At 60.8% G+C, this 15,576-nt stretch carries 14 protein-coding genes; 3 read left to right on the forward strand and 11 right to left on the reverse strand.

What is annotated here, in order from left to right:
• Positions 1–3: 3 nt before the first annotated feature.
• The 6 genes from iscA to uvrB form a co-directional block, all read right to left on the reverse strand.
• Positions 4–327, reverse strand: coding sequence for an iron-sulfur cluster assembly protein IscA (iscA, locus tag ACE039_RS05850; protein WP_006225296.1), 324 nt, complete (start codon positions 325–327; stop codon positions 4–6).
• A gap of 2 nt (positions 328–329) precedes the next feature.
• A complete protein-coding gene (gene iscU / locus ACE039_RS05855; RefSeq protein WP_006225297.1) occupies positions 330–734 on the reverse strand; it encodes a Fe-S cluster assembly scaffold IscU in 405 nt (134 codons plus the stop codon).
• Positions 735–767: 33 nt separating this feature from the next.
• Entirely contained in the window at positions 768–1,979 is a 1,212-nt protein-coding gene (locus ACE039_RS05860; RefSeq protein WP_485821908.1) for an IscS subfamily cysteine desulfurase, read from the reverse strand.
• A gap of 21 nt (positions 1,980–2,000) precedes the next feature.
• On the reverse strand, positions 2,001–2,543 hold the full coding sequence (gene iscR, locus ACE039_RS05865) for a Fe-S cluster assembly transcriptional regulator IscR (RefSeq protein ID WP_035213312.1): 543 nt from the start codon (positions 2,541–2,543) through the stop codon (positions 2,001–2,003).
• A 194-nt stretch (positions 2,544–2,737) separates the two neighbouring features.
• A complete protein-coding gene (locus tag ACE039_RS05870) occupies positions 2,738–3,229 on the reverse strand; it encodes a low molecular weight protein-tyrosine-phosphatase (RefSeq protein WP_006225301.1) in 492 nt (163 codons plus the stop codon).
• A 247-nt stretch (positions 3,230–3,476) separates the two neighbouring features.
• The gene (gene uvrB, locus ACE039_RS05875) at positions 3,477–5,609 is read right to left on the reverse strand and encodes an excinuclease ABC subunit UvrB (RefSeq protein ID WP_448711963.1); all 2,133 of its coding nucleotides are present in this window, start codon (positions 5,607–5,609) and stop codon (positions 3,477–3,479) included.
• A gap of 76 nt (positions 5,610–5,685) precedes the next feature.
• On the opposite strand from uvrB, the gene ACE039_RS05880 reads away from it, so the two are divergent.
• Positions 5,686–6,885: an amino acid aminotransferase gene (locus tag ACE039_RS05880; RefSeq protein ID WP_485821909.1), complete on the forward strand. Its 1,200-nt coding sequence runs from the start codon at positions 5,686–5,688 to the stop codon at positions 6,883–6,885.
• Positions 6,886–7,043: 158 nt separating this feature from the next.
• Complete coding sequence (lexA, locus tag ACE039_RS05885) at positions 7,044–7,694, forward strand: transcriptional repressor LexA (protein ID WP_310029412.1); 651 nt, start codon at positions 7,044–7,046, stop codon at positions 7,692–7,694.
• Positions 7,695–7,819: 125 nt separating this feature from the next.
• On the opposite strand, the gene lon is transcribed toward lexA, so the two are convergent.
• From lon to loiP, 5 genes are all read right to left on the reverse strand, one after another.
• Complete coding sequence (lon, locus tag ACE039_RS05890) at positions 7,820–10,270, reverse strand: endopeptidase La (RefSeq protein WP_006225305.1); 2,451 nt, start codon at positions 10,268–10,270, stop codon at positions 7,820–7,822.
• Positions 10,271–10,476: 206 nt separating this feature from the next.
• Positions 10,477–11,775, reverse strand: coding sequence for an ATP-dependent Clp protease ATP-binding subunit ClpX (clpX, locus tag ACE039_RS05895; RefSeq protein ID WP_105557679.1), 1,299 nt, complete (start codon positions 11,773–11,775; stop codon positions 10,477–10,479).
• A gap of 101 nt (positions 11,776–11,876) precedes the next feature.
• Positions 11,877–12,530, reverse strand: a complete 654-nt coding sequence (gene clpP, locus ACE039_RS05900; protein ID WP_006225307.1) for an ATP-dependent Clp endopeptidase proteolytic subunit ClpP — start codon at positions 12,528–12,530, stop codon at positions 11,877–11,879.
• A gap of 4 nt (positions 12,531–12,534) precedes the next feature.
• On the reverse strand, positions 12,535–13,845 hold the full coding sequence (tig, locus tag ACE039_RS05905; protein ID WP_105557677.1) for a trigger factor: 1,311 nt from the start codon (positions 13,843–13,845) through the stop codon (positions 12,535–12,537).
• 165 nt (positions 13,846–14,010) lie between these two features.
• Complete coding sequence (loiP, locus tag ACE039_RS05910) at positions 14,011–14,766, reverse strand: metalloprotease LoiP (protein ID WP_105557676.1); 756 nt, start codon at positions 14,764–14,766, stop codon at positions 14,011–14,013.
• 262 nt (positions 14,767–15,028) lie between these two features.
• On the opposite strand from loiP, the gene ACE039_RS05915 reads away from it, so the two are divergent.
• The gene (locus ACE039_RS05915; RefSeq protein ID WP_105557675.1) at positions 15,029–15,574 is read left to right on the forward strand and encodes a TIGR00645 family protein; all 546 of its coding nucleotides are present in this window, start codon (positions 15,029–15,031) and stop codon (positions 15,572–15,574) included.
• Positions 15,575–15,576 lie beyond the last annotated feature (2 nt).

Raw genomic sequence — 15,576 nt, forward strand, 5'->3', positions numbered from 1 at the left:
GACTTACACCGTGAACGACTCGCCGCAGCCGCAGGTCGCCTTTTCGTTGGGGTTGCGGAACTTGAAACCTTCGTTCAGGCCTTCGCGGGCGTAATCCAGCTCGGTGCCGTCCAGGTAAGCCAGGCTTTTCGGGTCGATGAAGACCTTGACGCCAAAGCTCTCGAACACGGCGTCTTCCGGCGCCGAGTCGTCCACGTATTCCAACTTGTAGGCCATGCCGGAACAGCCCGTCGTCCTAACGCCGAGCCGCAAGCCAATACCCTTTCCGCGCTTCTGCAAGTAGCGCCCGATATGGGTGGCAGCCTGTTGGGTCAGGGTAACGGACATGATCAGCCTGCCACCGCTTCGGCCGGAACCGAATGCTTTTCTTTGTAGTTCTGCACCGCAGCCTTGATCGCATCTTCGGCCAGGATGGAACAATGGACCTTCACGGGCGGCAACGCCAGTTCTTCCGCGATCTGCGTGTTGCGGATGTTCATCGCCTGATCCAGCGTCTTGCCCTTGACCCATTCGGTCACGAGCGAGCTGGAAGCGATGGCCGAACCGCAGCCGTAGGTCTTGAAGCGCGCATCTTCGATCACGCCAGCTTCATTCACCTTGATCTGCAGCTTCATGACGTCGCCACAGGCCGGTGCGCCGACCATGCCGGTACCCACCGACTCGTCCGACTTGTCGAACGAACCGACGTTACGCGGGTTTTCGTAGTGATCCAGGACTTTAGTGCTGTAAGACATGTTATTTCTCCACGTATTTCTTGGTGCAGGCGCTTAGTGCGCGGCCCACTGCACGGTGTTCAAGTCAATGCCTTCCTTGGCCATTTCCCAAAGCGGCGACATATCGCGCAGCTTGCCGACTCGGCTCTTGAGCAATTCAATGGCGAAGTCCACTTCCTTTTCGGTCGTGAAGCGGCCCAGGGTGAAACGGATGGAACTGTGCGCCAACTCGTCGTTGCGGCCCAGCGCGCGCAGCACGTAGGACGGCTCCAGGCTGGCCGAGGTGCAGGCCGAACCGCTGGATACGGCCAGTTCCTTGATCGCCATGATCAGGGACTCGCCTTCGACATAGTTGAAGCTGACATTCAGGTTGTGCGGAACGCGCTGGTCCATGTCGCCGTTGAGGTAGACCTCTTCGATCTGCGACAGGCCATTCCACAGGCGGTCGCGCAGCATGCGGATGCGCTCGTTCTCGGTGCCCATTTCTTCGCGGGCCAGACGGAACGCTTCACCCATGCCGACGATCTGGTGCGTGGCCAGCGTGCCCGAGCGGAAACCGCGTTCGTGGCCACCGCCGTGCATTTGCGCTTCGATGCGGATGCGCGGCTTGCGGCGCACATACAAGGCGCCAATGCCCTTCGGGCCGTACGTCTTGTGCGCCGAGAACGACATCAGGTCGACTTTCAGCTTTTGCAGATCGATTTGCACCTTGCCGGTCGCCTGAGCAGCGTCCACGTGGAAGATGATGCCCTTTTCACGGCAGATCTCGCCCAGCGTTTCAATGTCCTGGACCACGCCGATTTCGTTGTTCACCATCATCACGGACACCAGCACGGTATCCGGGCGCAAGGCAGCCTTGAAGGTGTCCATATCAATCAGGCCATCATCTTTCACATTCAGATACGTGACGTCGAAGCCTTGGCGCTCAAGCTCGCGACAGGTATCCAGCACCGCCTTGTGTTCGGTCTTGACGGTGATGATGTGCTTGCCGCGTTCCGCGTAGAAGTTCGCGGCACCCTTGATGGCCAGGTTGTCGGATTCGGTCGCGCCGGACGTCCAGACGATCTCGCGCGGGTCGGCGTTGACCAACTTGGCGACTTCCTCGCGAGCGCGTTCGACAGCTTCTTCCGAATCCCAGCCGAACGAGTGGCTGCGCGATGCCGGGTTGCCGAAGTTCTCGTACAACCAGGGCACCATCTTGTCCACGACACGGGGATCGACGGGCGTCGTGGCCGAATAGTCAAAATAAATCGGGCGGGTGGTCATTTCTACAGCTCCTGATACTGCTTATACGGTGGCATTGGCGGCGACAGTGGTGGTCGGGGCATTCGCGGCGGCGTTGGTGCCCCCTACCCGATTCACACGCACCGCGCAGGCCTGCGCTTGATTGTTGGCTTCCTGCAATTGGCGCACGCGCTGCTGATCAACCAGATCTTGCAGGGACACCGAATCCAGGTAATCGACCATCTTGCGATTCAACGTGGCCCAGAGCTCGTGCGTCATGCACTTGCCCGGCTTGCCGTCGTTGCCGCTCGTACAGTCCCGTTTGCCGCCACAACTGGTGGCGTCCAGCGGTTCATCGACCGCGAAGATGATGTCGGCAACGGTCACATTGCGCGCAAGGCGCGCAAGCGAATAACCGCCACCCGGGCCCCGCACGCTGTCCACGAGTTCGTGGCGGCGCAGTTTCCCGAAGAGCTGTTCCAGATAGGAAAGCGAAATATTCTGACGCTGGCTGATGGCCGCAAGAGTGACCGGGCCGCTATGCTGCCGCATAGCCAGATCGATCATGGCAGTCACGGCGAAACGCCCTTTGGTAGTTAGCCGCATGGTGGGTTCCCTGTGATTCGGCAATGGCCGCCAGCGAATCCAGCGGTCAATACCCGAGTAATTGGCTCAAGTATAGCCTATTCCCGACTAATTTGGTATGGCTCCCGGCTAGAAAAAACCGCGCATTTGCGCGGTTTTTTTCACTGCCAAACACCCCGAGAGCCGCACAGTGGGCGGCTCTACGAAAAAGGTGATCAAGCCGCCTGGTACTGGGTAGCGCGCTTGCGGACCAACTCCAGGACACCCTGACAGGCGTCCTCCAGGTAATCGAGCACCTTGCCGAAACCGTCGGCGCCGCCATAGTACGGATCGGGCACGGTGGCCTCCTCGAACTCATTGGCAAAGCGCATCAACAGCATCAACTTGTGCTGATAAGTTTTGGGGCACTGCTGCTGCATGGCGGACAAATTGTCCCAGTCCATGGCGAGGATAAGATCGAAATCGCGGAAATCCTCCGCGGTGACCTGACGCGCCTCACAGTGCGTGATCTCGTAGCCGCGCTTACGCGCCGCAGCCTGCGCCCGGGCATCAGGCGCCTCGCCGATATGAAACGCGTGCGTGCCCGCGGAGTCGATGCGAACAACGTCGCCCAAACCCGCGTCGTTCACCAAATGGCGAAACACGCCCTCTGCGCTCGGCGAGCGACAGATATTGCCCATGCAAACGAAAAGTACCTTGGTCATCATGGAAGTAAGTGTGCGGGAAAACCCGAGATAAGGCAAGCTTTTTTTGCAGTTGCACGAATGGACCAAGGTGCTGCAAAGCGCATATTTTTCTTAACGTATTCAACAACTTAAGGAAATATTCGAACGCAAGAATTGAGCTTGGTTTCGCAAGATTCGAGAAGATTGTTAAGCGGCAATTGCAACAGCGCGGGTTTTACACATTTTCAGCGTCCCGTCAGGATGCTGAAACGTTTAGATACTTTCCTCGTTACACCGCCCCATCCAGAAGCACCCGCTGCTTCAATGCCGTCAGGGCATCCCGGGCAGCGGCGGCCTGCTCGAATTCCAGATTTCGCGCATGGTCCATCATCAGCTTTTCCAGGCGCTTCAACTCGCGCGCCAAGGCCTTTTCGTCCTTGAGGAATTCCGCCGGAACCGCGGCTTCAAGCGCATCGTGCTGGACGGGTGCCACAATGCCGTCGATCAGTTCACGCACCGCCTTCTGGACCCCTCGGGCCGTGATGCCGTTGTCGATGTTGAATTGCAGTTGCTTGGCGCGGCGGCGGCTGGTTTCCTCCATGGCGCGCTGCATCGAATCCGTAATGCGGTCCGCGTACAGGATCGCGTGCCCATTCAGGTTGCGCGCCGCGCGGCCGATCGTCTGAATCAGACTGCGCTCAGACCGCAGGAAGCCCTCTTTATCGGCATCCAGGATGGCCACCAGCGACACCTCGGGGATGTCCAGCCCTTCGCGCAGCAGGTTGATCCCCACCAGCACGTCGAACGTGCCCAGGCGCAGGTCGCGCAGGATTTCCACGCGCTCCACGGTGTCGATGTCGGAGTGCAGGTAGCGCACCTTGACCCCGTGTTCGCTCAGGAAGTCGGTCAGGTCTTCCGCCATGCGCTTGGTCAACGTCGTGACCAGCACGCGCTCGCCCACCGACACGCGCGCCTTGATCTGGCCAAGCAGGTCGTCCACCTGCGTACGGGCCGGCAACACTTCGACCAGCGGGTCGACCAGGCCGGTTGGCCGCACCACCTGTTCCACGACGTTATCGGCGTGCTCTTTCTCATAAGCGGCCGGCGTGGCCGACACGAACACGCATTGACGCATCCGCGTCTCGAATTCCTCGAGCTTAAGGGGCCGGTTGTCCAGCGCCGACGGCAAGCGAAAGCCGTACTGCACCAGGGTTTCCTTGCGCGAACGGTCGCCGCGGTACATGCCGCTCAGTTGCCCGATGGTGACGTGGCTTTCGTCGATGAACATCAGCGCATCGGACGGCAGGTAATCGATCAGCGTGGGCGGAGGATCCCCCGGCGCCGCGCCGGACAGGTGCCGGGAGTAATTCTCGATGCCCTTGCAGAAGCCCAGTTCCTGCAGCATTTCCAGGTCGAACCGGGTGCGCTGCTCAAGCCGTTGCGCCTCGACAAGGTGGCCGTCGTCGACGAAACGCTTGACGCGCTCGCGCAGCTCTTCCTTGATGGTCTCGATCGCGCGCAATACGGTGTCGCGCGGGGTCACGTAGTGCGATCCGGGATAGACGGTGAACCGCGGCAGCTTCTGGCGGATGCGACCCGTCAGCGGGTCGAATAGCTCCAGGCTTTCGATCTCATCGTCGAAAAGCGTCAGGCGCAACGCCAGTTCGGCGCTTTCCGCCGGGAAGATGTCGATGCTCTCGCCGCGCACCCGGAATACCCCTCGGGTGAATTCGGCGTCGTTACGCGTGTACTGCATGGCCACCAGGCGGGCCAGGATCTCGCGCCGGGAGATCTGGTCGCCGGTGCGCAGGATCAGCACCATCGCGTGGTAGTCGCCCGGATTACCGATACCGTAGATGCACGAGACCGTGCCCACAATGATCGTGTCGCGCCGCTCCAGCAAGCTCTTGGTAGCCGACAGGCGCATCTGCTCGATGTGCTCATTGATGGACGAGTCCTTTTCAATGAACAGGTCGCGCGTCGGCACGTAGGCCTCGGGCTGGTAGTAATCGTAGTACGAGACGAAGTACTCGACCGCGTTCTTCGGGAAAAACTCCCGCATTTCGGCATAGAGCTGCGCGGCCAGCGTCTTGTTGGGAGCCAACACCAGCGCGGGACGCCCCATCCGGGCGATCACGTTAGCCATGGTGAAGGTCTTGCCCGATCCCGTCACGCCCAGCAGCGTCTGGAACATGAGGCCATCTTCGACCCCCTGCGTCAGGCCATCAATGGCGGCGGGCTGATCGCCCGCTGGCGGATAAGGCTGATAAAGCTGAAACGGGCTGTCCGGATACTCGACGAATCTGGGCTTGGCTTCCAGCCCCACCACGGAGGCAGCCGATGCCGGCGCCGCCGTCAGATCCGCAGCGAGATCATCGTTCAGATCTCCCGCGCTGCTCGGGTCTATTGGGCTCTTGGGCATGCTAGACTGTTCCAGGGTAAACCCCCCATTATCCACAGCACACCGTACTGCGTCCACCCATCCTCATCAGAGTCCCATGAGCAACCTTTTCGATTCCGTCGAACTCGCGCCGCGCGACCCCATTCTTGGTCTGAACGAACAATTCAACGCGGATACGCGTCCCGGTAAAGTCAACCTGGGCGTGGGCGTGTACTACGACGATCAGGGACGCATCCCCCTGCTGGGCGCCGTACGCAAGGCCGAAACCGCCCGCATCGAGGCCGCCGCCGCACGCGGCTACCTGCCGATCGAAGGCATTGCCGGCTACAACCAGGGCGCCCAGGCGCTGCTGCTGGGCAAGGAATCCCCGTTGGCCGCCGCTGGCCGCGTTCTGACCACCCAGGCTCTGGGCGGCACGGGCGCGCTGAAGATCGGCGCCGACTTCCTGCGCCAGTTGCTGCCGACCTCCAAGGTCCTGATCAGCAATCCCAGCTGGGAAAACCACCGCGCCCTGTTCGAGCGCGCCGGTTTCGAGGTCGGCACGTATTCGTACTACGACGCCACCACCCGTGGCCTGAATTTCGACGCCATGCTGGCTGACCTGAAGGCCGCACCGGCCAAGACGGTCGTCGTGCTGCACGCATGCTGCCATAACCCCACCGGCGTGGACCCCACCGCCGACCAGTGGAAGCAGATCGCCGCCGTCGTGAAGGAAAACCAGCTGGTGCCGTTCCTCGACATCGCCTATCAAGGCTTTGGCGACGGCCTGACGGAAGACGCCTCGGTCGTGCGCATGTTCGCCGACCTGGACATGACCATGTTCATCAGCTCTTCTTTCTCGAAGTCGTTCTCGCTGTATGGCGAGCGCGTGGGCGCCCTGACGGTCGTGGCCGGCAGCAAGGAAGAAGCCACCCGTGTGCTGAGCCAGCTGAAGCGCGTGATCCGCACCAACTACTCCAACCCGCCCACCCATGGCGGCACGGTCGTCTCGACGGTGCTGAACACGCCTGAACTCTTCGCCATGTGGGAAGAAGAGCTCGCCGGCATGCGCGATCGCATCCGCCTGATGCGCAAGCAGCTGGTCGAGAAAATCAAGGAACACGGCGGCAAGCAGGACTTCAGCTTCGTCCTGCAGCAACGCGGCATGTTCTCGTATTCGGGCCTGAGCGCCGCGCAAGTGGATCGCCTGCGTGAAGAGCACGGCGTCTACGCCGTTTCCAGCGGCCGTATCTGCGTCGCTGCGCTGAACAGCGGCAACATCGACAAGGTCGCCGCCGGCATCGCCGCCGTGCTGTAACCTGACGCCAGACGCGGGCCTTCGGGCCCGGCTGCTGAAAGACGGAGCCTTCGGGCTCCGTTTTGCTTTTGCAGGTGGCGACTGGCTTGCTTTTTTGCGGTATGTCCCCCAGAATGGCGCTGTATATATGTACAGTCCGCTCGCACCGGATCATCGCCATGGCCAGCAAACTAACCGATCGCCAGCAACAAATCCTGGACCTCATCCGGCAAACCGTCATGCGCACCGGCTTCCCGCCGACGCGTGCCGAAATCGCCCAGGCCTTGGGTTTCCGCTCGCCCAACGCAGCGGAAGACCACCTCAAGGCATTGGCGCGCAAGGGCGCCATCGAGCTTACCGCCGGCGCCTCGCGGGGCATCCGCCTGAAAGACGGCGCCACTGCTTCCACCCCCACTTCCCTGTCCCTGCCTTCGCTGACGCACCTGCTGCTGCCGCTGGTGGGGCGTGTCGCCGCCGGCAGCCCTATCCTGGCGGCGGAGCACGTGGAACGCGAAGTCGGCGTCGACCCTCACCTGTTTGCACAAGCCCCCGACTACCTGCTGAAAGTTCGCGGCATGAGCATGCGCGACGCCGGCATCCTCGAAGGCGACCTGCTGGCCGTGAAGAAAGCCTCTGAAGCCCGCAACGGCCAGATCGTCGTGGCCCGCCTTGGCGACGACGTCACCGTGAAGCGCCTTCAGCGCACCAATGGGCATATCGAGCTTCTGCCCGAAAACCCGGACTTCCAGACCATCGTGGTTGAAGCAGACCAGGAATTCGCCCTGGAAGGCATTGCAGTCGGCCTGATTCGCACGCACGCCTTGCACTGACCAAGCCGCAAGGCCTCCGCGGCCTGGCGTTCAACCCGCGTTGAACGCCAAATCCCAAAGAAAAACCCCGCCGCAGCGGGGTTTTTCATGGGCGCCCTCTTTCAAGGGCGCCAGGGCAGTCGTGATCAGTGCTTCAGCACCGGATCAGTCGAACCCGGCTCGGCCGGCTTGGCCACCAGCGGTTCCTTGACGGCCTCTTCCTCAGCCAGAGGCTCAGGCAGACGCTCCAAGGCCAGTTCCAGCACCTTGTCGATCCAGCGGACCGGCACGATCTCAAGGTGGTTCTTGACGTTATCCGGGATTTCCGCCAAGTCCTTGACGTTTTCTTCCGGGATCAAGACCGTCTTGATGCCGCCACGGTGTGCGGCCAGCAGCTTTTCCTTCAGTCCGCCGATCGGCAGCACTTCGCCGCGCAGCGTGATCTCGCCGGTCATGGCGACATCGGCGCGCACCGGGATGCGAGACAACGCCGACACCATGGCCGTGGTGATCGCGATACCCGCGGACGGACCGTCCTTGGGCGTCGCGCCTTCCGGCACGTGCACGTGCATGTCGTGCTTTTCAAAGACGCTGTCGGCAAAACCCAGACGGCGAGCACGCGAACGCACCACCGTACGTGCCGCTTCGACCGACTCCTTCATCACATCGCCGAGCGAACCCGTGCGCTGGATGACGCCCTTGCCGGGCATGTCCGCGACTTCGATCGTCAGCAGATCGCCGCCGACTTCGGTCCAGGCCAGACCCGTCACCTGACCGATCTGGTTTTCCTTTTCGGCCATGCCGAAGGTGTAGCGGCGCACGCCCAAGTAGTCGCTCAGGTTTTCACCCGTGACATTGACCGGCTTGACCTCAAAGGTCTTGCCTTCAGCCTTGGCGCGGTCGGTCTGCGTCAGCAATTGCTTGATGACCTTGCGGCAGATCTTGCCCACTTCGCGTTCGAGCGCACGCACACCAGCTTCGCGGGTGTAGTAGCGCACGATGTCGCGCAGCGCGGAATCGTCCACCGTCAGTTCGCTGTCCTTCACGCCGTTGTTCTTCATCAGCTTGGGCAGCAGATGGTCGCGGCCGATATGGATCTTCTCCTCTTCCGTGTAACCGGACAGGCGGATGACTTCCATGCGGTCGAGCAACGCCGGCGGAATATTCAGCGTATTGCTGGTGGCCACGAACATGACGTCGGACAAGTCGAAGTCGACTTCGATGTAGTGGTCCTGGAACGTATGGTTCTGTTCCGGATCCAGCACTTCAAGCAACGCCGACGAGGGATCGCCACGGAAATCCATGCCCAGCTTGTCGATTTCATCAAGCAGGAACAGCGGATTGCGCACGCCGACCTTCGACATGTTCTGGACGATCTTGCCCGGCATCGAGCCGATGTAGGTCCGGCGATGGCCGCGGATCTCGGCCTCGTCGCGGACGCCGCCCAGCGCCATGCGCACGAACTTGCGGTTCGTCGCCTTGGCGATGGACTGGCCCAGCGAGGTCTTGCCCACGCCCGGAGGTCCAACCAGGCACAGGATCGGCGCCTTTACCTTGTCCACGCGCTGTTGCACGGCAAGATATTCCAGGATGCGTTCCTTGACCTTTTCCAGACCGTAGTGGTCGTTGTCCAGCACCGTCTCGGCGTTGGCGATCGAGTTGTTGATCTTGCTCTTCTTCCTCCAGGGGAGGTTGATGAGCGTGTCGATGTAGTTGCGCACCACGGTGGCTTCGGCCGACATGGGCGACATGAGCTTGAGCTTCTTGAGCTCGGCATCGGCCTTCTTACGTGCCTCTTTGGGCATGTGGGCAGCGATGATCTTCTTTTCAAGCTCTTCGATGTCCGCGCCCTCTTCGCCTTCGCCCAACTCCTTCTGAATGGCCTTGACCTGCTCATTCAGGTAGTAGTCGCGTTGGCTTTTTTCCATCTGCTTCTTCACACGGCCACGAATCCGCTTCTCGACCTGGAGGATGTCGATTTCGGTTTCAAGCTGGGTAAGCAGACCTTCAAGGCGCTCGGAGGTGCCGACGATCTCGAGCATCTTCTGCTTTTGCTCGAGCTTCAGCGGAAGATGCGCGGCGATCGTGTCGGCCAGGCGTCCGGCATCATCGATGCCAGCCAGCGAGGTCAGGATCTCCGGGGGGATCTTCTTGTTGAGCTTTACGTACTGTTCGAACTGGGCAACGATCGCGCGGCGCAGGGCCTCGGTTTCAGAACCTTGCATGGCGTCCGGCTCGATCGGCGTCACCTGGCAGGTGAAGTGCGAATCGGCGTCTTCGATGCTGTTGATGCGGGCACGCTGGGTGCCTTCGACCAGCACTTTGACAGTGCCGTCGGGCAGCTTGAGCATCTGCAGGATGCCGGCTACGCAGCCGATCTCGTAGACGTCTTCAGGGGTGGGGTCATCCTTGCCGGCGGACTTTTGGGCCACGAGCATGATGCTTTTGCCCGCTTCCATCGCAACCTCGAGCGCGCGAATAGAGCGCGGACGGCCGACGAACAGCGGGATGACCATGTGCGGAAACACCACGACATCGCGAAGTGGGAGCAGGGGCAGGTCGATCGGGTCGGAAGGCAGGGTCTGGCTGGCAGACATAGGAGGTTCCTCGGTATGACTCGGCGTATCGGGGACAGGAGGCCCGGGTATACCCCGAGCTATCCACGTCAGTTACGTCTGTTATGGGAACAATAGCCGAAAATTCAAGATCCCGGCGGCCTGATAAACGAAAGGCAAAAAAAAATGCCCCTGAGGGCCGCCAGGAAGGAAAAAAACCCGTTACAGGAACGGGTTTTTTTGAAATATCAGGCTGCAGCGTCGCGGACTTCTCCGCGATCCGGCTTTTCCGTTTCACCGGCTTCGTCGGCGTAGATCAGCAGGGGCTTGCCTTCACCTTCGATGGCGCCTTCGTCAACCACGACACGTTTGACGTTGCCTTGGGAAGGCAACTCGTACATGGTGTCCAACAGCGTCTGTTCGATGATCGAACGCAGGCCACGGGCGCCGGTCTTGCGCTTGAGCGCCTTGCGAGCGATAGCCTTCAATGCGGCAGGCCGCAGGTCCAGCTCGGCACCTTCCATGGCGAACAGCTTCTGGAATTGCTTGAGCAAGGCGTTCTTGGGCTCGGTCAGAATCTGCACCAGGGCCGCTTCGTCCAGTTCGTCCAGCGTGGCGACGACGGGCAGGCGGCCGACCAGTTCAGGGATCAGGCCGAACTTGATCAGATCTTCAGGTTCGACTTCCGAGAACAGTTCGCCCACGCCGCGTTCGGACTTGGCGCGCACGGACGCCGAGAAACCGATGCCCGATTTCTCGGTACGGTCGCGGATGACCTTCTCCAGCCCATCGAAAGCGCCACCGACGATGAACAGGATGTTCGTCGTGTCGACCTGGACAAAGTCCTGGTTGGGATGCTTGCGCCCGCCTTGCGGGGGCACCGAGGCAACCGTGCCTTCGATCAGCTTCAGCAAGGCCTGCTGCACGCCCTCGCCCGACACGTCGCGGGTAATGGACGGGTTATCGGACTTGCGGGAAATCTTGTCGATTTCGTCGATGTAGATAATGGCGCGTTGCGCCTTCTCGACTTCGTAGTTGCAGTTCTGCAGCAACTTTTGAATGATGTTCTCGACGTCTTCGCCCACGTAGCCGGCTTCGGTCAACGTGGTGGCGTCAGCCATGACGAAGGGCACATTCAGCATGCGCGCCAGCGTCTGGGCCAAAAGCGTCTTGCCCGACCCGGTGGGGCCGATCAGCATGATGTTGCTCTTGGAGAGCTCGACTTCGTCACCCTTGATCTCGCCGTGACGAATGCGCTTGTAATGGTTGTAGACCGCCACTGCCAGCATGCGCTTGGGCGAATTCTGCCCGATCACGTACTGGTCCAGGAACGTCTTGATCTCGGCCGGAGTAGGCAGTTCGGAACGAATAGCCGCGCGCGCGGTCGCTTGCGCTTCCTCGCGGATGATGTCGTTGCACAGGTCTATGCATTCATCGCAGATGAATACCGACGGACCCGCGATCAGCTTGCGGACTTCATGCTGGCTTTTATTGCAAAACGAGCAATGCAGCACTTTTGCGTCTGCCGATCCCTTTTTTTCAGGCATATTTGTTTCGTATCTCAGGTAAAGATGCGCCAGACCGGATAAGGGCCCAGCGCATGCGCTTACTCAAACTTGATGGCAGCGGGTTCGGATCAACCGGGAAGTCAGCCTTCCGAGCGGGAGGTCATTACCTTGTCCACCAATCCATACGATACCGCATCTTCGGCGGACATGAAGTTGTCACGTTCCGTGTCCAGGCCGATGCGTTCCATCGATTGGCCGGTGTTGTCGGCCAGGATCCGGTTCAGGCGTTCGCGCAGGTCCAGGATCTCGCGAGCCTGGATCTGGATGTCCGATGCCTGGCCCTGGGCGCCGCCCGACGGCTGATGGATCATGATCCGCGAGTTGGGCAGCGTGAAACGCTTGCCCTTCTTGCCAGCCGCCAGAAGGAACGCGCCCATGCTGGCCGCCAGGCCGGTGCACAGCGTCGATACGTCCGGCTTGATGAACTGCATGGTGTCAAAAATGGCCATTCCCGCATACACCGACCCGCCGGGCGAGTTGATGTACAGGGAAATGTCCTTGTCAGGATTCTCCGATTCCAGGAACAGCAACTGCGCCACAACCAGATTGGCCGTTGCGTCGTTGACCGGACCCACCAGGAAAATGAGCCGTTCGCGGAGCAGACGCGAATAGATGTCGTAGGCGCGTTCGCCGCGCCCCGACTGCTCGATAACCATGGGAATGTAGCCCAGGCCGGTGGGGGTCACCGAAGACCCGCCATTCATTGCCGCATAGAAATCGGTGAATCTCTGCATAGTGTTACGCCATCCCCATCAACTGATCGAAAGGCACCTTTTCGTCGGTGACCTTAGCCTTTTCCAGCACGTGCGCGACAACGTTGTCTTCGAGCACGATAGCCTCGATTTCAGCACGACGCTGGCGGTCTGCCAGGTAATAGCTGACAACCTGAGCGGGTTGTTCGTAGTTTTCCGCGAATTCTTCAATGCGCGCACGAACTTGCTCGGGCTTGGCTTGCAACTGGGCTTGCTTGACCAGTTCCGACACCAGCAGGCCCAGGCGGACACGGCGTTCGGATTCGGTCGAGAAAGCTTCAGCCGGGATCGGCACGGACTCGGCGTTGGGGATGCCACGCTGCTTGAGCTCTTCGCGGGCAGCGGCGACACGGCCTTGAACGTCGTTGTCGACCAGAGCCTTCGGCACGTCGAACTTGCCGGCTTCGACCAGGGCGTCCATGACGCTGGACTTGGTACGGCCAGCCGAACGGACCTTGACTTCGCGCTCGATGTTGCTACGGATGTCCGCCTTCAGCTTTTCGATGTCGCCTTCGGCCTGGCCGAGCGACTTGGCGAATTCGCCGTTCAGTTCGGGCAGCACGCCTTCAGCCACTTCCTTGACGGTAATGGTGAATTCGGCGGTCTTGCCGGCGACTTCGACGCCTTGGTAGTCGTCAGGGAACTTCAGTTCGAAGACCTTGGTTTCGCCAGCCTTCAAGCCGCGGGCGGCTTCTTCGAATTCCGGCAGCATGCGGCCTTGGCCGAGCACGAACGGGAAGTCTTCGGCCTTGCCGCCTTCGAACGGCACGCCGTCGATGGTGCCGGCGAAGTCCAGCGTGACGCGGTCGCCGTCTTGCGAGGCGCGGCCTTCACGGGCTTCGAACGTGGCGCGCTGCTTACGCAGGACGTCCAGGGTTTGTTGGACTTCGGCGTCGGTGACGGCGGTGTCGAAACGGGTGACGGCCAAGGACGACAGGTCCGGCACGACGACTTCAGGGTAGACCTCGAACGTGGCGGTGAACGCCAGCGTGTCGTCGGTGACGCCTTCGGTCTTGGGTTCCAGGTTCGGGGCGCCAGCGACGCGCAGCTTGGCGCCGTCGATGGCTTGTTCGAACGCACGGCCAACTTGGCTATTGATCACGTCGTAGCGGATGCCGGGGCCATGGCTGCGCTCGAGCATGGCGAGCGGAGCTTTACCCGGGCGGAAGCCGGGGACCTTGGCGGTGCGAGCCACGCGCTTCAATTGCGCCTGGACTTCCTTTTCGACGTCGGCCACCGAGACGGCCAGATCAACACGGCGCTCCAGGCCGGAGAGGGTTTCAACCACAGGCTGCATTAAAAGACCTATTTTCCGAGAGATGAGATTACGGGCGGATAAACGCGCCATTTTACCGGAAACTTCCGGAACCCTGACGCAAAGGGGCGCGAGCCCCGGATTTGCCCGGATGCTCGCGCCCCGTTTTCCGCCCAAAAAGGGAGGGAGAACGCCTTTTCGACGTCTTTATTTAGCCTTGGCGATGCGATCTTCGATGTGCTGAGCGCGCTTGGCCGAGGACGGGTGCGAGCTCATCATATCGCTCTTGCCGCCATCCAGCTCGGCCAGCTTCTGGAATGCCGTCACCAGACCACGGGTATTGAGCTTCTTGGCCTGCAACTGGTCGAACGAATAGTCGTCGGCGTCGCTTTCCTGCGATTGCGAGAATTGCGCATTGATGAACTTCTCGGTCAGGTCGCCCAGTTGCGAGGAATTCAGGGCTGCGACCGTCGCGCCGCCAGCGGCGCCCGCCGCGTCACGCGCCGCCGACACCGTGTAGGCCGTCTGCATGGCCTTCTTGGTGTGGCCGAGCGCCACGTGGCCGATTTCGTGGCCCACCACGCCCAGCACTTCGTCGTCGGTCATCATGTCCATCAAGCCGCTGTAGACGCGGATGCAGCCGTTGGCCATCGCCCAGGCGTTGACGTCCTTGGTGATGTAGACCTTGTAGTTGGCCTTTTGGCCATTGACCGTGCCGCCCAGCGACTTGGCGATCTTTTGCAGGCGGGCGTCGTACTTGCTGCCCGGCGCGGCGATTTTTTCCTGCGAATCGCTTTGCGCGCAAGCCTTGTCCGACAGGGTCTTGATTTCAGCGTCGCTCAGGGTGGCAGCTTGCACGACCTTGCTGCCGGCGCCCACCAGGCCGCCGATATCGAAGGCATGCGATGCGGAATAAGGGGCAAGCGCAACGGTCAACGCGGCAACGGTGTAGCGGATTTTCATGGAACAAACTCCTCTTGACTGGCTCTATGCGAGTGAGGCGGCAATTCTATCCATGCCGAAACCGCACAAAGCGTTTCGCCACAGAGTTTCGCAAATGGCAGTTTCGCTTACACAATTGCCCAGCAAACCGCGCGCAGGCGTGGTATCGCGTGTCTGCACTGTCATCCAGAGGTCATAAAAAACTGATGCCTGGCCCGGCCGGGCATTGATAGAATTGCCGCCGCACTTTTCATTGCCCCACCACACATGGCTCGCACCCAACATGAATAACACTCCCCCTCCCCGCCTAGGCCTGCTGCCCAGCCTGATCTTCAGCTCGCGCTGGCTGCAACTGCCGCTGTACCTTGGGCTGATCGTCGCGCAAGGCGTCTACGTCATGCTCTTCCTGAAAGAGTTGTGGCACCTGGTGACGCACGCCAACAGCTTTGGCGAAATGGAAATCATGCTGCTGGTGCTGGGGCTGATCGACGTCGTCATGATCTCGAACCTGCTGGTCATGGTGATCGTAGGCGGCTACGAGACCTTCGTGTCCCGTCTGCGCCTGCAGAACCATCCGGACCAGCCTGAATGGCTAAGCCACGTGAACGCCAGCGTGCTCAAGGTGAAACTGGCGATGGCCATCATCGGCATCTCGTCGATCCATCTGCTGCGCACCTTCATCGAGGCCGGCACGATCGGTACGCCCAACGCACGCTTCACCGAAGCGGGCGTCATGTGGCAGACGATCATCCACGCGTTGTTCATCCTGTCGGCGCTGGGGATCGCGCTGGTGGACAAGTTGTCGACGACCGCTCCGCAGAAGCACTAAAA

This window comes from Achromobacter maghribensis (assembly GCF_057334215.1).